Here is a 21,935-nt window from a genome sequence, read left to right as displayed (position 1 = left end):
GCGGTGACCAGTGCACGCGGTTCCCCATAGTGTTCAGGCCGCCGGCTCGTCTTCTTCCGGTTCGGTGCGGGGTTCGTGGAGTGGTTCGGGTGCCGTGGTGTAGGAGTGCCCGCTGGGCGTGGTGATGATCATGCCGCCGTTGCCGGTGGGTTCGGCCGACCATCCGGGTTCTTCTTTGAGCAGGTTGTGGATCTTGCAGTAGCCGTGGCCGTTGTGGTGATTGGTCCTGCCGTCGCGGGCCCAGCCGATGATGTGGTCGATCTCGGAGAACTCGGCGGGACGATGGCAGCCGGGATGGGTGCATTCCCGGTCCCGTGCCTTGATCAGCCGGGCGAGCGAGGCCGGGAACCGATAGGTCTCCGCGCCCGCTTCGAGCACCTGCCCGGTGGCAGGGTCGGTGATCAACCGGGACCACGTCGATTTCGGGTTCGACGCGATCTCGCGGACGAGCCAGTCGGGGATGGGCCCGTAGCCGGCGAGGAACGCGGGGTCCTTGCGGGCGCCGGTCAAGGTCAGCAGGTCCACGTAGACGTGGATGTGCGGGCGAGGCTTGCCGCGGCCGTTTTCGGCGAGCAGGCGTTCGGCGAAGACGTCGGCGCGGTGCTGATCGAGGGTGCGGGACTTGTCCGTCCTCCGCCGTGACTGTGCGGCACGGCTCATCGAGGCATAGATCGAGCCGGCGACCTCGGCGGGGAGGTGACCGGAGAGAGTGGACATGGTCTCGTCCTCGTGTTTCAGCGAAACGCGCCGCAGGGCCCGTTTCTTCGCCGCTCTCTCCCGATAACCGTCGGGATCGAACTTCTGCACCGCGTAGTTCACCGAGCCGCGGATCGCCGCGGGATCGCGCTCGGCCAGACGTTTGGCCATGAACTCGTCCACCTGCGCGGCGACCTCGTCCGACACGTCCCTGGTCAACTGGGTGACCTTCGACGCCTTGAACAAGTCGATCTCGCCTTTGTCCAGCGCTGCCAACGTGTTCGGCAACCGGGATACCAAGGCACAAGAGATCTCCAGCAGGAGGAACGCGCGATTACGGGAGACCGAGAAGCGCAAAGCGACTTCCTCGGTCGCCGATCTTCGCGAGCCGCCCACGGCGGCGAAATCGGCCAACGCGCGCACCTGGCGACCCTGCGTGCCTCGAAGCGAAACCTCTTCGGCGAACGCGGCGTCCAGAAAACGAGCGGCTTTCAGGTTATGAACAAGAGTTTGGGTCATGGCCGCGACTGTACTCGAACGTGAGTTCGATCACCACTGATTTCACGATCGAGTTTTACGCGGAGAGTGAAAGGGAATCTGTGGACAGTGGCCGTGACGAATCCGGTCGAGTCGGCAGAGTGAAAAATCAGGCTCGGTGTCACGGTTTTCGCGAAACTTCAAGAATGCCAAGACTTCCAGGAAGTGACGGCCGAGTTTTCCTTTCAGTAAGCCAATTCGGGCGGGAGTCACGTAGCTGACACAGGGAAATGTGAACGTGGTTCAGTAAATCGCAAGGGAAACCATGAACCCCACGGCCGACCCGAGACCGCGGTGAAGACCAGACCTCGAGGATCGAGCTTCCCCGTCGACGACGCCAAGGCACAGATCGTCTTCGAGCGCGCGACCTGATCGAGACCCGCCGCCGACTCGCGTCTGTACTGAATGCCTTGTCACTGAATGCCTTGTCCCTCCGACGTCCCGGAGACAAGTCGAGCCGCCGTCACTCAGGTGTACGAGCCGGCCGCCCGTAGACCTGGATGGCCCTATTTGGGTCCTGGAACCCGGTGTAGCGTCGTTACGGCATCGTGAGGTCGCGTAACGACCTGGCCCCAGTCGAAGCGGGACCTCGGACGGGTCAACGGGATTCGAGGAGAGCACTCCTGTCAGCGGGCACGACATGACCTTCCCAGAGGTCACACGTTCTCCCGCGTTCTGACGGGTGCGGACACCCGGCGACATCGGGCGTGGGCTATTCCTGATTGGCGACTTCCAGTGCCGGCCACAGAACGAGAAGCACGCATCGCCGAAGCCACCGCCGACCTGGCGAACCGTGCCGCGGATTTCGACGCACTCGACCTGCTTCACGATCTGACGTATCACGCGAACGTCCTGCTGCGGGTGCAAAGCGCCGGCACCACCGTGGTGGATGATCGCGGCCAGGTGCACTACGCCACCGCGTCCGACGAGCGGTGCCGAGGGCTGGAAGAGGTCCAGGTCGAGCTCGGCGAGGGGCCTTGCCTGGACATCGCCCGCACCAACGCGGTCCTTCCGCCGATCGGGTTCTGCGCGGGTAGCCCGGGCGAGGAACACTGGCCGCGCTTCGCCCCGCATGCCCGCGAGGCGGGTGTGGTCGCCATCGCGGCGGTGCCGTTGCGCACCAGCGACACCACGGTGGGCGCGCTGAACCTGGTGAACACCGGGCAGCCGGTGATACCCGTGACGGATCTGCGCATCGCCCAGGCCTTCACGGAGGCGGCCATGGGCTGCTTCGCGCACCACCACCGCATGAACGGCCTGAAACAGGTCGTCAGCCAGCTCGAGGGAGCGCTGCACAGCCGGGTCGCGATCGAACAGGCCAAGGGAGTGCTGTCCGAACGGTTCCACATCCCGCTGGACGAAGCGTTCGCACGCCTGCGCGGATACGCCCGCAGCCGGAGCCTGAAACTAAGAGCCCTGGCGAACGACGTCGCCCACGGCCGAGGTCCCTCCGAGCTGCATCTTCAGCGATGACGAAACGCCGCTCAGTCCTCCACGGGTTTCGTCCAGGCGACCTGGACCAGTCCGGTCCCGTGACGCCGTGAGACCAGGACACCCCGTCCCGCGGGCTGTGGTCCGGGTTTGACGTCTCCGAGCAGCGCGCCCTCGTCCCGAGAGCCGGACATCACGAGACCGGGTGAGCCCAGCTCGCGAATCCGCTGCAGCACCGGTTCGAACAGCGAACGCCCGGCGCCGCCGCTCCCGCGCGCGATGACGAGGTGGAGCCCGATGTCCCGCGCTTGCGGCAGGAATTCCAGCAAGGGCAGCAACGGATTCCGGCCGACGGTCGCGACCATTTCGTAGTCGTCGACGAGCACGAACAGATCCGGCCCCCGCCACCACGACCGGTTCCGCAGCTGCTCGGGCGTGACCTCCGAACCGGGAAGCCGGTTCCGCATCGCTTGCTGGCACTGTTCGATCAGCCCGGTCAACGCGGTTTCGGAACCCGCGTAGCCGAGCAAATGCGACTCCGGCACCGCGCCCAGCATTCCGCGCCGGTAGTCGGCGACCACGATCGCCGCTTCCTCCGGCGAGTACTTCGCGGTGATGCCGTGCGCGATAGCGCGCAGGAGCGAGCTCTTGCCGGATTCCACGTCGCCGAAGGCCACGAAATGCGGTTCGGTGGCGAAGTCGAGGTGCACCGGGCGCAGATTCGATTCCGCGATGCCGAGCGTGACCTGCTTGCGCGGCCCGGCCTCCAGCGAATCCAGCGGCACCTCGGCGGGGAGCAGGCGCACGGCGGGCGCGGGGCTTCCCTTCCAGGCCGCGGAGATCCGCCGGTTCAGGTCCAAGCCACCGGCGCCGACCGTATCGGGCCGCTGGTCCGAGTCGATGCGCGGGAGTGCCGCGAGGAAGTGCAGCTTGTCCGCGGTCAGCCCGCGTCCCGGCCGGTCCGCCGGGACGTTCTGCGCGATCTTGCGGTCGATCAGCGAGTCCGCCGGTTCACCCAGCCGCAGTTCGAACTTGGTGCCGATGGCGTCGCGCAGCGGCGCCCGCATGCCCATCCACTGGTTGATCGAGACGACGACGTGGATGCCGAAACCGAGCCCGCGCGACGCCAGGCTGGTGATCTGTTCCTCCAGCTGTTCGTACTCCTGGCGGATCGTGGTCCAGTTGTCCACGAACAGGAAGACGTCGCCGAATTCGCGGCCCTCCGTGCTTTCGCGGAACTCCGAACGTCGCTGGCGGAACGTCGTGATCGACTCGATCCCGTTGGCGGAGAAGAACTCCTCGCGCTGTTCGAGCAAGGTCGTCAGTTCCGCCACCACCCGGCGGCAACGCTGGGCGTCGCGCCGCGTCGCGTAACCGGACACGTGCGGCAGCCCGGCGATCGGCGCCAGCGCGCCACCGCCCATGTCCAGCACGAACAGCTGGACCTCTTCCGGGGTGTGGGTGAGCGCGAGCATCGCGGCGATGTCACGCATCAGCGTGCTCTTGCCGCTCTGCGGCGCCCCGACGATGAGCGCGTGCCCGGCGGCACCGGAGAAGTCGGCCCACAGCATGTCGCGACGCTGTTCGAAGGGCTTGTCGACCAGGGCGACCGGGATCATCAGCTTGCCGTTGCCGCCCCAGCCCAAGGGACACAAGCCTCGTGAAGCGTCTTCGCCGAGCGGCGGCAGCAACTGGTCGAGGGTGGGCGGTTCGGCCAGCGGCGGCAGCCAGATCTGGTGCGCCTCCGGGCCTTTGCCTTCGATCCGGGAGATCATCGCGCCGATGATCGTCTCGCCGGTGCCCTTCTCGACCGGTTCCTCCGCCTCGACGGTCACCGGGATCTCCACCGGCGCCAGCGTGAACGGCATCAGGCCGAGGCTCTGGCCGTCCTTGCGCACGATCTTGCTGCGCGGCGGCAGTTCTCCCGAGACATACGCGGCCTTGAGCCGGATCAGAGTGTCGTTGTCGGACTTCAAATACGCCGAACCCGGCACGGGCGGAAGCTGGTAGGCGTCCGCGACCCCGAGCACCGCGCGGCTCTCCGACGCGGAGAACGTCCGCAGGCCGATCCGGTACGATAGGTGCGAGTCCAGCCCGCGCAGCCGTCCTTCCTCCAGCCGTTGCGACGCCAGCAGCAGGTGGATCCCGAGACTCCGCCCCAGCCGCCCGATCGCGACGAAGAGGTCGATGAACTCCGGCCGCGAGGACAGCAGCTCGCTGAATTCGTCGATGATCACCAGCAGCGACGGCAACGGCCGCAGGTTGACGCCGGATTCCCTGGCCTTTTCGTAGTCCCGCACCGACGCGTAGTTCCCGGCGGCGTGCAGAAGCTCCTGACGCCGCAACAGTTCGCCGTTCAGCGCGTCCGCCATGCGGTCGACCAGCGCGAGATCGTCGGACAGGTTGGTGATGACGGCGCAGGTGTGCGGCAGCCCGGTCATCCCCGCGAACGTTGCGCCACCCTTGAAGTCGATCAGCGCGAGGTTGAGCTTCTCCGACGAATGCGTGACGGCGAGCGCGGTGACCAGCGTCCGCAGCAGTTCGCTCTTGCCGGACCCGGTCGCGCCGATGACCAGCCCGTGCGGGCCCATCCCGCCTTCCGCCGACTCCTTGAGGTCGAGGTCGACCGGCCTGCCTTCCGGATTGATGCCCAGCGGGATCCGCAACCGGTCCCGCGCCGAACGCGGCGCCCAGGTGACCGCGGTGTCGGTGTCGCGCGGGTCGCCGATGCCGAGCAGCCCGGCCAGCCCGAACGTCGCCGACATCGGCGCTTCGCTGACCACCGCGGCCCCTTGGAACAACGGCGTCAGCATCCGGGACAGCGCCTCGGCCGCCCCGCGGTCCAAGGTGTCCGGCGTCCCGAGGAACCCGAGCCGCTGCTCGGTCCCGTCGCCGACGACCATCCCGAGCTGCTCCGGGCTCATGTGCAGGCTCAGCAGCCGCTCGGTCGACACCGATCGCGGCTGCTCCGTGCCGATCTCCACCACCGTGACGCCGAGCCTGCCCTCTTCGGCGACGAGCCGGGCGTCGGCGAGCGTGTGCCCGCCGTCCACGATCACGACGACGTGCGGCAGATCCAGGCGGGAGTCCGGCCGCCGGGTGAACGCGGGCCGGTCGCCGAGGTCGGGACCGAGGAGGTCGGCGAGCTTCCCGGAGTCGGCGTCGACGAGCCGTCGCGGCCCGGCGGCGTCGGCCGCGGTGGAGGCGACGTGCGGCAGCCACTTCGCCCATTCCCAGTCGTGCAGCCGGTCGTTCTTGACGCAGAGCGCTATCCGCAGGTCGCCGGGCGAATGGAAGGTGGCCAGCTGAGTCAGCAGCGCCCGCGCGGTACCGAGGGTGTCCGGCCGGCGCCCGGACAGGCTGACCTGCGCGAAGGACCGCAGCGAGATCGCGACCGGGAGCCCGTCGACCGTCGAGTAGGTCCGGATGAAGTGCTTGAGGTTCGTCGAGCACACCGGGTCGAGGTCTTCCAGCGGAACGGTTTGCGGCGCCCTCAACGGCGTCGCGAGCCGCTGCGGCCCCGTCCCGACGCGGACCTGCGCGAACTGCGAGTCGGACCGGCGGCGATCCCACAGCTTCCCCGTCTCGATGTACGCCCACAGATCCGCCGGGTCGGGCTGCAAAGCTGCCATGGCCGCGCGCTGGTTGTCCGCGATCTCACGGACCTGGCCGCGCAAACCGGTGAGATACCGCTGGTAGTCCCGGCGCTCTTCGTTGATCTGCGCTTTCTTCTGCGCGCCGCCGCGCCCGAGCGACATCACCACCATGCCCACCATCGCGGTGAGGAACAACGCGCCGAAGATGTACGTCATCACCCCGCCGTCGCGTCCGATGTAGACGAACGACATGGCGCCCATGCCCAGCATCATCGGCATGAACATCAGCAGCTGCATGGCTCCGCCGGAGGAGCCCTTCGGCAGCATCGGCGGGGACTGCAGGACGATTTCACCGGGCTGCTCGCCCAGGGCCGGCAGGCGGTCGCGAGTGGCGCTCATCAGGGTCTTTCTGGCCGCTTGTGGGTAATCCTGCCGATCATTCTGGCCACTCGTGCCGCCGTTGCGGTGGGTACTTTTGCCGTCCGCTCACGTCTGGTGGCGAACTTACGCTGCTGGAACAGGCGCAGACGTGGGGGAACGAGAAAAGGAGAGCCATGGTCGGCACGGGCGAGTACCGGGCGGAGCCCGAGGCCATGCGCTCGGCGGTCGGGAACCTGGGCGGCATCATCATGCAGGGCATCAATGTCGTCGCCGACCTCGAACGCACCGTCCTGCAGCCGATGTCGTTCGCCACGTTCGGCAGCGCGGTGGCGGCGGCCAACACGGCCATGCAGAGCCAGCAGGTGGTCGCGGTCCGCACGCTCCTGCAGCTGCTGCAGCAGATCAACGGCTTCATCAAGAGCAGTGCCGACGCCTACCAGGCCGCCGACGAGGCGGTCGCGGGCGGATACGGCGGCCGCCCCGGTGGCGGCGGTGCGGGATCGACGTCGTCGATCTGGGGGAACTCGCACGCGTCCGAACTGGCGACGCTGGCCATCAACGACAGCGCCGGCGCCAACGGCGAACCGTCGTCGGTCGGCAACGTGCTGCGCTACCTGGGGGACGCGCGGCTGGGACAGCTCGGCGACCACCCGATCACCGACACCCGCTTCCACGGCGTCTCGGACTTCAACGACTGGCTGGCCGGTGACGCCGACAACCAGGCACGGGCCGGGGTCATCGAGGTCTACGCCGGTACGGCGCGCAACTTCGGTGACGTGCCCGGCGGGGTGCACAGCGGCGACGTCGTCGTGGTCGAACCGCTCCTGTTCTCCGACAGCAAGCCGATCATCGCCATCGCCGGAGAGGGCGGGCTGCTCTACAACCACGGAATCGTCGAAGCGGACATCAACGGCCTGGCGAAGGTCAGCGTCTACCGCCCGGCTTCCGTCTGACTTCCGGCCTGAGGAGCGACGACATGCTGACTTACCCCAATTCAAGCGCGATGGACGCGACAGCGGGCTCGGGCGGGCCGATCACCATCCTGCCGCAGATCCTCACCGGCCAGCCGGAGCAGATCGCGAAGCACGTGCTCGAGGTGCTCAAGAAGGCCAACGAGTTCCTCACCATGTACAACGAGGTGACGAAGGCCGCCGAGCAGCTGAAGAAGATCTGGTCCGGTGGCGCGTCGGACTCGGCGATGAAGAAGATCACCGATTCCCTGAACTCGCTGACCAAGATCATCCAGGTCGTGCAGAAGGGCGCCGAGCTGCTCGGCATGGCCGGGACGCTGATCAAGACCGCGCAGACGGCTTACAAATCGGTGGTCTCCGCGGTGAACCCGACGGTCGCGGGCTTGATGTCGAATCCGTGGACCTACGGCGCCGCCGTCGCGCTTTCCACCGCCACCAGTGCTTCGCTGCGCGCGTTCATCACCGCGATCGGCGCGCTGCTGAAGGCGCTCGGCGTGGTCGACCTCGCCAACCAGATCACCCAGATCGCCACCATCATCGGCGAGGTCCAGAAACTGTTCGGGCACAACGACGCCGGGGACAACGGCGCGGCGGGCAACTCGGCGGTCTCCGGTACCCCGATCACCAATCCGCAGGCGCCGGGTTCGGTCGCCAGCGGTTCGGGACAGGCCGCGATCGGCGGCTCCGGCGGCGGCACGGGAGGCGGTTCCGGTGGTGGTGCTTCCGGTGGTGGGACGACTCCGGGCGAGACGCCGCCGTTCACCCAGTACCGGCCGCCCGCGCTGGGCGGCAACGGCTCGCAGGGCAACTGGCCGGGCGGCGCCGACTCGTGGATCCCGGTGGACAGACCGGCGGGCGGCGGCGCGGGTTCCGGCTCGAACGGCGGAGCGCTTCCGGGCGCCGGTGCGGGCAACGGGAACACGGTCACCATCACGACTGACCTGAGCACCGGCAAGTCCACCGTGCAGGCGCCGGGTGGCCAGGACATCGATATCGACATCGACATGAACTACGGCGGCAAGCACTTCGAGCAGCACATCGACATCGACGCAGGAGCTGACTCACCGGCGAAGGGCAGGTAACCGTGTCGGGGAGCGGTGTGGTCGACGCGTCGGGCGTCGTCAGCTCGATCCTGTCGAACTATCGGCGGCTCGTGGTCGAGTACCAGCGGCGCGTCACCGGTGATCCTTCGGCGCTCAACGCGGCCGGACAGCGGTGCGGCGATCGGGCGTCCACGGTTTCTGGCCGGGCGGACGAGATCGGCAAAGCGGCGAAGGCGCTCAACGCGTCCTGGGAAGGCGACGCCTACACCGCGTTCGCCACGTCCGCGGCGAAACTGAGCCAGGAACTCGGCGAGCTCGGCACGAAACTGAGCGACCAGTCCAACCGGCTGCGCGCGGGCGCGCAGGCCCTGCAGGGCGCGAAGTCCTGTGTGGACTCGATCCTCGCCCAGTTCGACCAGTACGCCGCGCAGCTCACCAGCCAGGCGCGGACGGCGAACGCGAACGCGGTCAACGCGTTCATCTCCGCCGCCCGCCAGCTCGGTGAGCGGGCCGCGCAGGCCGCGCAGGAGATCGCCGACGAGCTGAGCGAAGAGCTCGCGCGGCTGTTCCCGCCGGAGGCCACCGGCCGGATCGAGCACGAGCTTGGCAAATGGGGTCGCGGCCCGTTGTACTGGCTCAACGGCGAGACGCTCGACGGCCGCAAACGTCCTCGCTCGCATCCTTCCTGGTTCGGCAATTCCGGCTGGAAGAAGCTCACCTGGGACGGTCTCGAAGGCACGCGCGCCCCGCGCGCCGGCGACACGCCGTTCGGCAGGCCGAAGCCGGAAGGCCTGCGTGACAAGGCCTGGGGCAACACCGAGATCACCTACGCCAAGTGGAAGCAGGAGCAGGACGGCTTCACTCCGGGGTGGGACGCCAAAATCTCGTCGCAGGGCTGGGACGTCAAGGCGTCCGGTCACGCCGAATTGGCCGCCTTCAAGGAAGAACTCGAAGGCAAGAAGGAATGGGGCGTCGCTTCGGGCAGCGCCAAGGGGACCGCGTTCGTCGGCGGCGAGGTGAACGGCTCGCTCCAGGCGGGCGCGCACGGTGTCGGCGTGCACGCCAACGCCTTCGTCGGAGGTAAGGTCGAAGGCGAGCTCGCGGCGGACGTGGCCGGGGTGGGCGTCGGCGCGAGCGGCACCCTCCAGTACGGAATCGGCGCGCAGCTCGACGGCCAGGCGGTTTACGACGCCGGGCACATCAAGGTCAACTTCAAGGCGGGCGTCGCCCTCGGTCTCGGTGCCGGGATCGGCGCGAAGATCGACATCGACCTGCCGAAGATCGCGGACACCGTCGGCGAATACGGCGGCGCGGCCGTCGACGCGGTGAGCGGCGCGGCCGGTCAGGCGGCGGACGCGGTCGGCGAGGCGTGGGACGACGCGGTCTCCTACGTGGGCACGTGGTGACGGGAATGAGTGCTATGGCGACGCAGGACCGGGTTTCCCTCCCGCTCGGATTCGACATCCCCGAAGGCTGGGTCCCGGTCGAGCCGTCGTCCGTCGGCGCCGAGGGCGCGGTCTTCGTGGCCGTCCATCCCGGAACGGACGCGGAGTTCACCCCGAACATCACCTTGAGCGTCGGGCAGCGGCCCGACCAGGCCCAGATCACCGACATCGCCGACGAGGCCGTCGAGCGGCTCGGCCGGACGATGGCCGCGCTCGAAGTGGTGCGGCGCAAGGTGATCGGCACCGGGATCGCGCCGGGGGTGACGCAGGTTCTGCGCATCCGCACCGGCGAGGGGCGGGACCTCGTCCAGACGCAGGTGCAGCTGACCGTGCCGGGGGCGAGCCCGGCCGAGCGGCTGATCCTCGAGATCGCCTGCACCGCAACGCCCGAGGCGGCCCGCGGCCTCGGCGAAGACTTCCGGCGGTTCGTGGGCAGTGTCCACGTCCGGCGGGATTTCACCGCAGATGAAGGAGAAGACTCGTGACCACCGACCCCTACGCCATGCCGGACATGGACGAGTTGCTGGACCAGGTCCGCAAGCAGACCGAAGAGGTGCAGCGCATCCAGCGTTCGGTCGAGGCGATGGAGGTCAAGGCGCACTCGCGGCAGAACGAGGTCACCGTCGTGCTGCGCGGTGACGGCCGGTTCACCTCGATCGACATCGACCCGCGCGCGCTGCGCCAGTACGACGCGCGCAACATCTCCGAGATCGTGCTGGAGGCGGTCAACAACGGGCTGCAGAAACTGGCCGAGGCCAGCAGCGCCAAGTTCGCCCCGGTCATCGAGTCCGCCAAGTCGATCGAAGCATGACGGCCGCGATCGCGGGCTCCACCCGGCGCGTCACGGTGGTGACACCGCGGGCGCGCGTCGACGTGGCGTTGCCGCAGCAGAGCACGTTCGCCGAACTCGTCCCGCAGCTCGTGCGGCTCGCGGGCGCTTCGGGGCAGGCGTCGGCCGAGCATCCCGGATGGGTGCTGTCCCGGCTCGGCGGTGCTCCGCTCGCGCTCGGGCTCACGGTCGCCGCGGCGCAAGTGCGCGACGGCGAAGTCCTCCATCTGACCCCGCGGGAGCGCCCGCGGGGTCCGCTGCTGTTCGACGACGTCGTCGACTCGATCGCCAGCGTCGCCGAGACGGGCACCGGCCGATGGGGACCGTCGGTGGCGCGCAAGGCGGGCATCGTCGCGTCCGTGGTGCTGTTGCTCGCCGGTGGCCTGCTGGTGCAGGCGGCGGCGTCCGGCAGTGTGCTGGCGCCGATCGGGACCGGGTTGCTCGCCCTGGTCCTGGTGCTGGGCGGTGGCGCGCTGAGCCGTGCGTACGGTGACGCGCAAGCCGGTGCCGCCGGCGCGCTCGCCGGGGTCGGTGCGGCGCTGCTGGCCGGGATGTCGATCCTGCCGCCGCATCCGCTGTTCTCCGTGTCGGCCGGGCCGCTGGCCGCCGGACTCGCCGTGGTGACCGTGTACGGCGTGATCGCGGCCGTTTCGGTGGCGGACCGGCTGCCGTGGTTCGTCGCGGTGACGGTGTCGGCCGGGCTCGGCGCGATCACCACCGCCATCGTCCTGCTGGCCGACGTCCGCGCGGTTTCCGCGGCCGCTGTGGTCGCCGTCGTGGCGACAGCGCTGGCCGCGGTGGCGCCGATGATGGCGCTGCGGCTGGGCAGGCTGCCCTTGCCGCGCGTGCCCGACGACATGGACGCGTTCCGCGCCGACGAGAACGCTTCGCTCGGTGAGGACATGATCGGTGGCACGACCTACGCGCAGGCGTTGCTGACCGGGCTTCTCGTCGCGCTCGGGCTCACGGTTGTCTCGGCTTCGGTGGTCCTGGCGTCTTCCGGCGGGGCTTGGGAAGCGGGCTTGTGCGCGCTGCTGGGGCTGGCGTTGATGTTGCGTTCGCGCGCGTTCGCCGGTCGGTCGCAGCGGCTCGTGCTCATCGGTTTCGGCGCGGCGGCCTTGGCTTCGGCCGGTTTCTGGCTCGCCGCGGGTGGTCCGCGTTCGTTCGTCTTCGCCGCGGGCTGCGCCGTCGTCGTCGCCGCGGGGGTCTGTCTCACGTACGCGACCCGTGTCGCGAAGGGGCGCCGTTCCCCTTACTGGGCAAGGACTCTCGACATCGTCGAGTTCCTGGTGCTGCTCTCGCTGATCCCGTTCGTCGGCATGATCGCCGGTGTCTACGAGGCCGTCCGGGGCTGACGCCCTTCACGCATTTCGTCCTCTGAACGCGGTAGTTGCCCTACGCAACGACCGCATTCAGAGGACGAAATGCGTTATACGTCCGTGGCGGATTCCTTCCCTACCCTCAGAGAGGAAAGGAATCCGCCACGGACCGTCCCCTCAGTTCTCCAGCGCCAGCGGCAAGGTCCGTCGGACCGCCGCCGCGTGCCGTCCGTGCAACGGGGTCACCGCGATCCCGCTGGGCCGCGCCGTCTCCGCCCCCGGGCGTCCGCCGACCCGGATGGTCACCTCGGACTTCTCCCGCCCGCCAGGGGAGCGGTACAGCGTGTACGAAGTCGCGGTGAACGCCGAGCCAGGAACGTGAAGATCCAGTGTCCGCGCGAGATCCCGCTCCGACCGGGGCCGGTAGCAGACCTGCGAAGCGCCGCCCCAGTCCCAGGACCGCCATCCGTCCACAGGCGCCTCCTGGCCGCTGCCGAGCGCGACGCGGAGTTCTTCCGCCACCTCGCCGGCTTCGAGCACGGTGCTCTCGAACCCGGCTTCGGCCAGCGCGCCCATCAACGACAGCGCCGCGCAGGCGGTGCTCCGCAGCGCGCCGAGTTCGCCGCCGCCGCGGGCGAGCGCCGCGATCGGCGCGTCCTCGGGCCGGTACCGGACGCTCAGCCACCGGACCCGGAGCAAGGACTGTCCATTGGGGACTGTCCAGGTCAGCAATTGCGCACTGGACAAGGGGATTCCGGTGCTCGCGTACGCCTCGCGCAGGATGCCGGCCAGGGTGTCCGGTCCGGGCTGCATGGCGCCGGGGGTGAGCCGCACGATGGCGCTCCAGCCGTCGCCCACCTCGGCGACGCCGAAACGGTTGCCCGCGCGGTCGACGTGCTGGCGCACCCGGACGGGACCGGCGAGCCGGTGCAGCGGATCGGGGACGGCGTTCTTGTCGCGACGCTTCAGCCGGTAACGGGCCCAGGTGAGCAGCCAGCCCGCGGCGTGGCGTCCGGCGAAGCGGACCGACGTCGTCAGTACGAGGACACCCGCGACAGCGGTGATGCTGATCTGAGCGGCCTGCGGGATCCCGTCGACGGTGAAGGCCAGCAGGATCGCGATCCCGGCGATCTCCCAGAGCGCCGCCTGGAGCGGGCGGATCGGCAGCAGCCATGGCAACGGCGCCGCGCCCGCGACGCCATGAGCGGGCGTCTGTTCCGGGGCCGGGCGGGGTGTCCCCACCGCCGGGGCTTCAACCGACAAGGAATTCCCCTCCTCCGTGCACGCGCCCGACGGTAGCCGCGCCCCGCGCGGGGGAGGGGCGTAAAAATTACCCTCACCGTGCGGTGGGGCCGGAACTTAACGTGAGCACCCTCGAACGAGGTGGGCACGAACGGCGGGGGACGGGAGCGTGTGGACGCAGCGGGACCAGATCCAGGCCTACCAATTCCTCCGCCGGAGACTGGTTTCGGCACTGGTCTCGGCTGACGCCAACCATCCGGTCGCCCCGAGCCGCAGGCTGGTCATCGGCACCCTGTGCGGCCTCGGCGTCGCGCTGCTGGTCACCGCGGTGTTCGGCGTGATCGGCCTGCTGAACCCCTCCGGCGGCAAGGACTGGCTGGCGGGCGGCAAGGTGATCGTCGAGGAGGGCACCGGCGCGCGTTACATCCTCGGTCAGGACGGCGCGCTGCATCCCGTGCTCAACTACGCCTCCGCGCGGCTGATGGCGGGTGGCAACGGCGAGGCCACTGTGACCGTCCCTTCGGACAAGCTCGCGAAGGCCCCGCGCGGTTCGCAGATCGGCATCCCCGGCGCCCCCGACTCGCTGCCCGCGGCCGCCGCGCTGGTGAAGACCCCGTGGACGAGCTGCTCGCGGACGACCCAGGACGCGCCCGCGTCGGCCGAACCGGAGACGACGGTGCTCCTCGGCGCGCCCGCCGCCGGGGTCGATCTGCCGAAGGACCAGGCCGTCGTGGTCCGCGTCCCCGAGGGCGACCGGTATCTCGTGACGGCCGGACGCCGCTACAAGCTCACCGCGGAAGCCGCCACGGCGCTGCAGTTCGACACCTACCCGGCGATCGCGGTGTCGTCCCGGTGGATCGGCACCGTCGCCGCCGGACGCGATCTGGCCTACCGCGCGGTCGAGGACGCCGGGCGGCCCGGTCCGAAGGTCGGCGGTACCGCGACGAAGGTCGGTTCGGTGCTCGGCGTCGTCGACGCGATGGCTTCGCCCGGCGACGCGACGTCGTACTACCTCGTCCACGCCGACGGACTCGAACCGATCGGCCAGACCGAGGCGAGCCTGCTGATCAACACGCCGCAGAACGCCGACGCCTACAGCGGCGTCCCGGCCCCCGTCGCGGTGCGCGCGGCCGACGTCGCCGCGGTGGCGAAGGTGGGCGCGGCGAGGGCCGGCGGGGCCGATCCCGCCGAGTATCCGGACCGGATCCCGCGAAAAGCGCCCGTTACCGGACAGTCCGTGACGCTATGCGCGCAGGGTTCTCGAATCGTTATCTCCGCACAGGTCCCGTTGCCGCAAGGTGCGAAGGCGATCCCGGTGACGGCGCGCACGGACGCGCTGGTCGCCGACGCTGTCTTCGTGCCTCCGTCGGGAGGCGCGGTGGTGGCGGAATCCGGTTCCGGCACGGTCTACGTCGTCACCGACACGGGCCAGAAGTACCCGGTGGCGAGCACTGAGGCACTCGCTTCCCTCGGTTACGGCCAAGCCGAACGGCAACCGGTTCCGAATGGATTGCTGGCACTGGTTCCGCGCGGGGCCGCGCTGGATCCGGCGCAGGCAGGCCGTGCGGTGTCCGCGGCGGGTGGGACGGGGTGAGCGGGAACGTGCAGATGACTGAAGACAGGCCGGAGACCGACCGGGTCGACGTCGCGGTGATCGAGGACCATCCGTTGTACCGCCACGCGGTGGTCCGGGTCCTCACCGAGGCCGAGGGGATCGAACTCGGCGCGGTGGTCGATTCGGTCGCCCGGTTCCACGTCCATCCGCAGCCGCCCGGCAGCGTGGTGCTGCTCGACCTCGGCCTGCCGGGGATCGCCGGGGCGGCGGCCGTGCTCCAGGTGTGCGAGCTGGGACATCACGTGCTCGTGGTGTCCGCGCAGGCGGAACCCGAGCAGGTGCTCGGCGCGATCGCCGCCGGTGCCAAGGGTTTCCTGTCCAAGGACGTCGACGTCGACGAGCTGCTGATCGCGATCAGGACGGTCGCGCAGGGCCGGGCCTACGTCTCCGCGGTGGTGGCCGGAATGATCATCAAGGACAACGCCGACCGTCCCGTGTCGGCTCCGGACGTCGCGCTCTCCGCGCGGGAGAAGCAGGTCCTCCGGCTGGTCGCGGCGGGCGAACGCGACGTCGACATCGCCCGCATCCTGGGCATCGGGGTCCGGACGGTGCGCGGTTATCTGGACCGGATCCGTGACAAACTCGGAGAGAGAAGGCGGGCCGGTCTGGTCCGCAAGGCCATCCAGCTCGGGCTCGCGTCTCCGCCGGAGGTGCCCGGCCCGTCTCGGCCGGTCGCGCCCCGCGACGACGCGGGCGGATTCGAAGGACGCCGGTGAACGCAGACGAGCAGCAGCCGAAACGCAGTACGCCGATCAACGTCGGGGTGATCGAAGATCATCCGCTGTACCGGGACGCCGTCGCGCGCGTCCTCACCGAAGCGCCCGACATCGAGCTGGGCGCCGTCGCCGATTCCGTCGCGCGGTTCGCCGTCCAGGAACAGCCTCCGGGCAGTGTCGTCGTCCTCGACCTCAAGCTGCGCGGTGTCCAGGACGCCGCCGCGGTGCTCGAAGTGGGACAGATGGGGCACAAGGTGCTCGTGGTGTCCGCGCACGCCGAACAACCCGAAGTGCTGGGGGCCATGCAGGCCGGGGCGAAAGGTTTCCTGTCCAAGGACGTCGACGGCGACGAACTCCTGCGCGCCATCCGCACCATCGCCGAGGACAACGCCTACGTGTCGCCGACGCTGGCCGGAATGATCATCCAGGACAGCGAAGACCGGCACGCCGGACCCAAGATCGTGTTGTCCGAGCGGGAGAAGCAGGTGCTGCGGCTGGTCGCGGCCGGTGAACGGGACGTCGACGTGGCGGAGATCCTGAACATCAGCGTGCGGACGGTGCGGTCCTATCTCGACCGGATCCGGGACAAGACGGGCGAACGGCGGCGGGCCGGGTTCGTACGGGTGGCGATCCGCGAGGGCCTGCTGCGCTAGCCCCACGCATTTCGTCCTCTGAATGCGGTACTTGCCTCGCGCAAAGACCGCATCCAGAGGACTAAACGCGCGGTCCCGAGAAGTTCACCCGCAGCGTGTAGACCGAACTGGACGCGGTGATGAAGAGGTCGTTCCACCGCGGCCCGCCGAAGGTCAGGTTCGAACAGACCTCCGGCACCCGCAGCTTCCCGATACGCGTGCCGTCGGGCGCGAAGCAGTGCAGACCGTCGTGCGCGGCGGCCCAGACCCGTCCGGCCGCGTCCACTCGCACCCCGTCGAATCCACCGGCATCGCAGGTGGTGAAGATCCCGCCGCCGGAGAGCCGTCCCCCGGCCACCGAGAAAACCCTGATGTGACTGGGGTTCTGCCGCGTGTCCGCGATGTAGAGCAGTGATTCGTCGAGGGAGAACGCGAGTCCGTTCGGGCGCGTGAAGTCGTCCGCGACGATCCGCACGGAGCCGTCCAGCGGGTCGGCGCGGTAGACGTGGCAGGCGCCGACCTCGCTTTCCGCCTGATGACCTTCGTAGTCGCTGTCGATCCCGTAGCTGGGGTCGGTGAACCAGATCGCGCCGTCCGAACTTTCGACTACGTCGTTGGGGCTGTTGAACTTCTTGCCCTGATAGGTGTCCGCGAGCACGGTGGTCGTGCCGTCGTGCTCGGTGCGCGTCACCCGGCGGCCGCCCTGTTCGCAGCTGACGAGCCTGCCCTGGCGGTCGACGGTGTGCCCATTGTGGAATCCGGCGGGTTCGCGGAACACACCGACCGCGCCCGTGGTCTCGTCCCACCGCAGGACGCGGTCGTTCGGGATGTCGCTGAAGACCAGGTACCGGCCGGCGGGGAAGTAGGCGGGCCCCTCGGTCCACCGGCAGCCGGTGTGCAGGCGCCGCATCCACTCGTCCCCGTTGACCCGGGCGAACCGTTCGTCCAGGACTTCGAAGTGCGCTTTGACCATGTCCATGAAAACCCCCAGCAAGCCGAACAAGATACTGAGATCATCATGAACTGCCGAACGTGATATGGTCAACCCGTGGATGACGTAGATCGCATGCTGCTCAGCGAGTTGCAGCAGGACGCGACCCAGGCGTACGCCGCGCTCGGCAAGGCGGTCGGCTTGTCCGCGGGCGCCGCGCACGAGCGGGTCCGCAAACTGCGCGAACAGGGCGTCGTCCGGCGCACCACCGTCGACGTCGACCCGGCGGCGGTCGGCCGGGGAGTGATGGCGTTCGTGCTGGTCGAGGCCGGTTCGTGGATGGGCGATTCGCCGACCAGGGCAGCGCTGGAGGCGTTGCCGGAGGTCGTGGAGGCGCACATCATCGCGGGCCCGGCCTCGCTCCTGGTGAAGGTGCGCACGCCGACCACCGAGGAGTTGCAGGCGTCGCTACGCAGGCTGTACGCCATCGAAGGCGTCACCGGGACGCAGACGATCGTGGTGCTCGAATCCTTCTTCGAGCGATCGGTGGACGTCAGAGGCGACGGTTCGCCAGAGCCCCCGTCGCCGCCCGCGCCTTCCCGCTGACCGCCGGATCGAGGTCGACGACCACCAGTTCCGGCCCGGCGCCCAGCTGGGTGTGGACGCGGCCGAAGCCGTCGGACACCGTCGAGTAGCCGATTCCGGTCGGCGCCTTCGGGTTCACCGGGGTCGACGTCGTGGCCGGATCGGCCTGACCGCAGCCGAGGATCCAGCAGCCGGAGTCGAGCGCGCGGGCGCGCACCAGTACCTCCCACTGTTCGCGTTTGCCCTCGCCCGCGCCCCAGGACGTCGGCACGAGGACGATGTCGGCGCCTTCGTCGGCCAGCTTCCGGAACAGTTCGGGGAAGCGGATGTCGTAACAGGTCGCGACGCCGAACGTGACGCCGTCGACGTCGAAGGTGACGGGCGCGGTCCCCGGCGCGACCGTGTCGGACTCGGCGAACCCGAACGCGTCGTACAGGTGGATCTTGTCGTAGCCGAAGTGATGCCCGGCACCGGTGACGAGCAGCGTGTTGCTCACGCGCCCGTCGGGCGACGGCGTGAACATGCCCGCGACGACCACGACGCCGTGTTCTTCGGCGATGGACGCCACACTGGACGCCCACGGGCCGTCGAGGGGCTGCGCGACGGGCTTCAGCGAGGTCCCGAAGCGCACCATCGTCGCCTCGGGGAAGACCACGACCCGCGCGCCGTCGGCGGCCGCGGCCGCCACGCCTTCGCGAATCAGCTTCAGGTTCGTTTCGGGATCCTCGGCCGTCGTGAGCTGGCACAACCCGATTCGCGGCACGGAGGCCTCCCTCATCGTGGGATCGCTGGTCACCACCCCAGTGTGCCTGCTCGGGGCGATCCGGCCACCTCGTACCCTTGACCCATGCTGAACCGTACCGACCTGCGTGGACAGGTCCCGTCCGTTGCCGAACTCAGGAGCACGCTCCCGCGTGCCGAGTACGACGTGGACGCGGCGCTGCATCACGTACGGCCGGTGGTCGAGGCGGTCCGCGATCGCGGCGTCGAGGCGGTTCTCGAGTACACCGAGAAGTTCGACAAGGTCCGTCCCGCCGGTGTCCGCGTGGCCGCCGCGGAGCTCACGAGCGCGCTCGAAAACCTGGACCCCGCCGTCCGCGAAGCGCTGGAGGAGTCCATCGTCCGCGCCCGGAAGGTCCACGGCGATCAGCGCCGCCAGGACGTCACCACCGAGGTCGTCGAAGGCGGCACCGTCACCGAACGCTGGATCCCGGTCGAGCGCGTCGGGCTGTACGCGCCGGGCGGGCTCGCGGTGTACCCCTCGACCGTGGTGATGAACGTCGTCCCGGCGCAGATCGCCGGCGTCGGCACGCTCGTGCTGTGCTCGCCGCCGCAGGCCGCGTTCGGCGGGCTCCCGCACCCGACGATCCTGGCCGCCGCCGAACTGCTCGGCGTCGACGAGGTCTGGGCCGTCGGCGGCGCGCAGGCCGTCGCGCTGCTCGCGTACGGCGGCACCGACACCGACGGCGCGACCCTGGAGCCGGTCGACATCGTCACCGGGCCCGGCAACATCTACCTCACCGCGGCCAAGCGGCTGCTGCGCGGCATCATCGGCATCGACTCCGAGGCGGGCCCGACCGAGATCGCGATCCTCGCCGACGAGACCGCCGACCCGGTACACGTCACCGCCGACCTGATCAGCCAGGCCGAGCACGACCCGCTCGCCGCGAGCGTGCTGGTGACCACGTCCGAGGAGCTCGCGGACGCCGTCGACAAGGAGCTGACCGGCCGTGTCGCGGCGACCAAGCACTCCGAGCGGGTGACGGAGGCCTTGGGCGGCAAGCAGTCCGGCGTCATCCTGGTATCCACCGTGGACGACGGGATCCGCGTCGTGGACGCGTACGCCGCGGAACACCTGGAGATCCAGACCGCGGACGCGCGTGCGGTCGCGGCCCGCGTGCGCAACGCCGGCGCGATCTTCGTCGGGGCGTACGCGCCGGTCTCGCTCGGCGACTACTGCGCCGGGTCGAACCACGTGCTGCCCACCGGCGGATTCGCGCGGCACTCGTCCGGTCTTTCGGTGCAGAGCTTCCTCAAGGGTGTGCACGTCGTCGACTACAGCGAGGACGCGCTGCGCGAGATCGCCGGCCGCGTCGTCGCGCTGGCGAACGCCGAAGACCTGCCCGCGCACGGCGAGGCCATCACGGCGCGGTTCGAGGGGGAGCGGGCGTGACCATCGGCGAGGAGATCACGCTCGACGCGCTCCCGCTGCGCGAGGACCTGCGGGGCAAGACCCCGTACGGCGCGCCGCAGCTCGACGTGCCGATCCGGCTCAACACCAACGAAAACCCGTACCCGCCGCCGGACGCGCTGGTGGCCGACGTCGCGGAGGCCGTCCGCGCCGAAGCCGCTTCGCTGCACCGGTACCCGGATCGCGACGCCGTCGCGCTGCGGCAGGATCTCGCCGATTACCTCGCGGTCTCCACCGGCGTGCTGGTTTCGGAGTCGAACGTGTGGGCCGCCAACGGATCCAACGAGATCCTGCAGCAGATCCTGCAGGCCTTCGGTGGCCCCGGCCGGTCGGCGCTCGGCTTCGAGCCGTCGTACTCGATGCACCCGATCATCTCGGCGGGCACCCGCACCGACTGGCTGCCGGTGCCGCGTCGCGACGATTTCAGCTTGGACACGGAGAAGGCGGCCGCTCTGGTGGGCGAACGCCGTCCGGACATCGTCTTCGTGACGAGCCCGAACAACCCGACCGGCGGCTCGATCCCGTTCGGCGAACTGCGCGGACTCCTCGAAGCGGCGCCGGGGATCGTCGTGGTCGACGAGGCGTACGCGGAATTCTCGTCGCAGCCGAGCGCCGTCGAGCTGATCGAGGAGTATCCGGCGAAGCTGATCGTGTCGCGCACGATGAGCAAGGCGTTCGCCTTCGCCGGTGGGCGGCTCGGGTACCTGGCGGCCGCGCCCGCGATCGTCGACGCGCTGCAACTGGTGCGGCTGCCGTACCACCTCTCGAAGCTCACGCAGGCCGCCGCGCGGGCCGCGCTGCGGCACGCGGACGCCACGCTCGGCTCGGTCGCCAAACTCGCGGCCGAGCGCGACAGGGTGGTGGAAGCGTTGCTGGGCTTGGGATTCACGCCGGTCCCGAGCGACGCGAACTTCGTCCTCTTCGGACGGTTCGCGGACGCGCCCGCGACCTGGAAGTCCTATTTGGACAACGGCGTGCTGATCAGGGACGTCGGCATCGAAGGGCACCTGCGGGTGACCATCGGGACGCCGGAGGAGAACGACGCCTTTCTCGAGGCCAGCAAGGAGGTGCCGCGATGAGTCGCGTCGGCAAGGTGGACCGCACCACCAGGGAATCGTCCATTTCGGTCCAGCTCGACCTGGACGGCACGGGACAGGTGGAGATCGACACCGGTGTCCCGTTCTACGACCACATGCTCACCGCGTTCGGCGTGCACGGCTCGCTCGACCTCAAGGTGCAGGCGACCGGTGACGTGCACATCGACGCGCACCACACCGTCGAGGACACCGCGATCGTGCTCGGCCAGGCGCTGCGGCAGGCGCTCGGCGACAAGAGGGGTATCCGCCGGTTCGGCGACGCGTGGATCCCGATGGACGAAACGCTCGCGCACGCCGCGATCGACGTCTCCGGGCGCCCGTACTGCGTGCACCTCGGTGAGCCGGAGCAGTTCAACAGCTTCACCATCGGCGGGAACTACCCGTTCGTGCTGACGCGGCACGTATTCGACTCGCTGTCGTTCCACGCGCAGATCGCGCTGCACGTACGGGTGCTGCACGGCCGGGACCCGCACCACATCGCGGAGGCCGAGTACAAGGCCGTCGCGCGCGCTCTGCGTGCGGCCACCGAACCGGACCCGCGCGCGGGCGGCATCCCGTCCACGAAGGGCGTCCTCTAGCCCCGCGTTTCGTCCTCTGGATGCGGTCCTTGCACGCGCAACTACCGCATCCAGAGGACGAACTGCGTGGTGCCGCACCCCGCGGGGTCGGGGAGGCGCG

The 21,935-nt window shown here is 69.5% G+C and carries 19 protein-coding genes; 14 read left to right on the top strand and 5 right to left on the bottom strand.

Annotation, left to right across the window (positions count from 1 at the left end; genetic code table 11):
• Window positions 1-33 precede the first annotated feature (33 nt).
• On the bottom strand, window positions 34-1,215 hold the full coding sequence (locus tag CFP71_RS05480; RefSeq protein WP_244199559.1) for an HNH endonuclease signature motif containing protein: 1,182 nt from the start codon (window positions 1,213-1,215) through the stop codon (window positions 34-36).
• Between the two features lie 753 nt (window positions 1,216-1,968).
• Between CFP71_RS05480 and CFP71_RS05475 the strand changes: the two genes are divergently transcribed.
• On the top strand, window positions 1,969-2,706 hold the full coding sequence (locus CFP71_RS05475) for an ANTAR domain-containing protein (RefSeq protein WP_143267041.1): 738 nt from the start codon (window positions 1,969-1,971) through the stop codon (window positions 2,704-2,706).
• An 11-nt stretch (window positions 2,707-2,717) separates the two neighbouring features.
• Here CFP71_RS05475 and eccCa read toward each other — a convergent pair whose 3' ends face one another.
• Window positions 2,718-6,659, bottom strand: coding sequence for a type VII secretion protein EccCa (eccCa, locus tag CFP71_RS05470; RefSeq protein ID WP_093932733.1), 3,942 nt, complete (start codon window positions 6,657-6,659; stop codon window positions 2,718-2,720).
• 155 nt (window positions 6,660-6,814) lie between these two features.
• Between eccCa and CFP71_RS05465 the strand changes: the two genes are divergently transcribed.
• Genes CFP71_RS05465 through eccD form a run of 6 tightly spaced genes read left to right on the top strand, consistent with a single transcriptional unit; the run spans window position 6,815 to window position 12,284 of the window.
• Window positions 6,815-7,594, top strand: a complete 780-nt coding sequence (locus CFP71_RS05465) for a WXG100 family type VII secretion target (protein ID WP_093932732.1) — start codon at window positions 6,815-6,817, stop codon at window positions 7,592-7,594.
• A 23-nt stretch (window positions 7,595-7,617) separates the two neighbouring features.
• Window positions 7,618-8,694 carry a hypothetical protein gene (locus tag CFP71_RS05460; RefSeq protein ID WP_093932731.1) on the top strand — a complete coding sequence of 359 codons (1,077 nt, stop codon included), beginning with the start codon at window positions 7,618-7,620 and terminating at the stop codon, window positions 8,692-8,694.
• Window positions 8,695-8,711: 17 nt separating this feature from the next.
• Window positions 8,712-10,061 carry a WXG100 family type VII secretion target gene (locus tag CFP71_RS05455; RefSeq protein WP_093932739.1) on the top strand — a complete coding sequence of 450 codons (1,350 nt, stop codon included), beginning with the start codon at window positions 8,712-8,714 and terminating at the stop codon, window positions 10,059-10,061.
• Window positions 10,062-10,075: 14 nt separating this feature from the next.
• Complete coding sequence (locus CFP71_RS05450) at window positions 10,076-10,585, top strand: hypothetical protein (RefSeq protein WP_093932730.1); 510 nt, start codon at window positions 10,076-10,078, stop codon at window positions 10,583-10,585.
• Window positions 10,582-10,911 carry a YbaB/EbfC family nucleoid-associated protein gene (locus CFP71_RS05445; protein WP_005155307.1) on the top strand — a complete coding sequence of 110 codons (330 nt, stop codon included), beginning with the start codon at window positions 10,582-10,584 and terminating at the stop codon, window positions 10,909-10,911. Before CFP71_RS05450 ends, CFP71_RS05445 begins: the two co-directional genes overlap by 4 nt.
• Window positions 10,908-12,284, top strand: coding sequence for a type VII secretion integral membrane protein EccD (gene eccD, locus CFP71_RS05440; protein WP_093932729.1), 1,377 nt, complete (start codon window positions 10,908-10,910; stop codon window positions 12,282-12,284). Before CFP71_RS05445 ends, eccD begins: the two co-directional genes overlap by 4 nt.
• Window positions 12,285-12,425: 141 nt before the next feature.
• On the opposite strand, the gene CFP71_RS05435 is transcribed toward eccD, so the two are convergent.
• The gene (locus CFP71_RS05435; RefSeq protein WP_244199558.1) at window positions 12,426-13,511 is read right to left on the bottom strand and encodes a type VII secretion protein EccE; all 1,086 of its coding nucleotides are present in this window, start codon (window positions 13,509-13,511) and stop codon (window positions 12,426-12,428) included.
• A gap of 148 nt (window positions 13,512-13,659) precedes the next feature.
• Between CFP71_RS05435 and eccB the strand changes: the two genes are divergently transcribed.
• Genes eccB through CFP71_RS05420 form a run of 3 tightly spaced genes read left to right on the top strand, consistent with a single transcriptional unit; the run spans window position 13,660 to window position 16,474 of the window.
• Complete coding sequence (eccB, locus tag CFP71_RS05430; RefSeq protein WP_093932727.1) at window positions 13,660-15,084, top strand: type VII secretion protein EccB; 1,425 nt, start codon at window positions 13,660-13,662, stop codon at window positions 15,082-15,084.
• Between the two features lie 14 nt (window positions 15,085-15,098).
• A complete protein-coding gene (locus CFP71_RS05425) occupies window positions 15,099-15,821 on the top strand; it encodes a response regulator transcription factor (RefSeq protein ID WP_244199557.1) in 723 nt (240 codons plus the stop codon).
• Window positions 15,818-16,474 (top strand): response regulator, encoded by a 657-nt coding sequence (locus CFP71_RS05420; RefSeq protein WP_016335996.1) that lies wholly within the window; start codon window positions 15,818-15,820, stop codon window positions 16,472-16,474. The genes CFP71_RS05425 and CFP71_RS05420 overlap by 4 nt, the downstream gene beginning before the upstream one ends.
• A gap of 61 nt (window positions 16,475-16,535) precedes the next feature.
• Here the strand turns inward: CFP71_RS05420 and CFP71_RS05415 are convergent, their stop codons facing one another.
• The gene (locus tag CFP71_RS05415) at window positions 16,536-17,432 is read right to left on the bottom strand and encodes an SMP-30/gluconolactonase/LRE family protein (protein WP_093932738.1); all 897 of its coding nucleotides are present in this window, start codon (window positions 17,430-17,432) and stop codon (window positions 16,536-16,538) included.
• A gap of 69 nt (window positions 17,433-17,501) precedes the next feature.
• Between CFP71_RS05415 and CFP71_RS05410 the strand changes: the two genes are divergently transcribed.
• Window positions 17,502-17,990 (top strand): Lrp/AsnC family transcriptional regulator, encoded by a 489-nt coding sequence (locus CFP71_RS05410; protein ID WP_244199556.1) that lies wholly within the window; start codon window positions 17,502-17,504, stop codon window positions 17,988-17,990.
• On the opposite strand, the gene CFP71_RS05405 is transcribed toward CFP71_RS05410, so the two are convergent.
• A complete protein-coding gene (locus CFP71_RS05405) occupies window positions 17,938-18,732 on the bottom strand; it encodes a carbon-nitrogen hydrolase family protein (protein ID WP_093932737.1) in 795 nt (264 codons plus the stop codon). The two genes, CFP71_RS05410 and CFP71_RS05405, sit on opposite strands and share 53 nt — an antisense overlap.
• A gap of 84 nt (window positions 18,733-18,816) precedes the next feature.
• Here CFP71_RS05405 and hisD point away from each other — a divergent pair, with 84 nt between their 5' ends.
• Genes hisD through hisB form a run of 3 tightly spaced genes read left to right on the top strand, consistent with a single transcriptional unit; the run spans window position 18,817 to window position 21,835 of the window.
• Window positions 18,817-20,142 carry a histidinol dehydrogenase gene (gene hisD / locus CFP71_RS05400; RefSeq protein ID WP_093932724.1) on the top strand — a complete coding sequence of 442 codons (1,326 nt, stop codon included), beginning with the start codon at window positions 18,817-18,819 and terminating at the stop codon, window positions 20,140-20,142.
• Complete coding sequence (locus CFP71_RS05395) at window positions 20,139-21,239, top strand: histidinol-phosphate transaminase (RefSeq protein ID WP_093932723.1); 1,101 nt, start codon at window positions 20,139-20,141, stop codon at window positions 21,237-21,239. The genes hisD and CFP71_RS05395 overlap by 4 nt, the downstream gene beginning before the upstream one ends.
• Window positions 21,236-21,835, top strand: coding sequence for an imidazoleglycerol-phosphate dehydratase HisB (gene hisB, locus CFP71_RS05390; protein ID WP_093932722.1), 600 nt, complete (start codon window positions 21,236-21,238; stop codon window positions 21,833-21,835). The genes CFP71_RS05395 and hisB overlap by 4 nt, the downstream gene beginning before the upstream one ends.
• The last annotated feature ends 100 nt before the right edge of the window (window positions 21,836-21,935 follow it).

The organism is Amycolatopsis thailandensis (assembly GCF_002234405.1).
GTDB lineage: Bacteria > Actinomycetota > Actinomycetes > Mycobacteriales > Pseudonocardiaceae > Amycolatopsis > Amycolatopsis thailandensis.
This window is presented reverse-complemented; position numbering and strand designations above follow the sequence as displayed.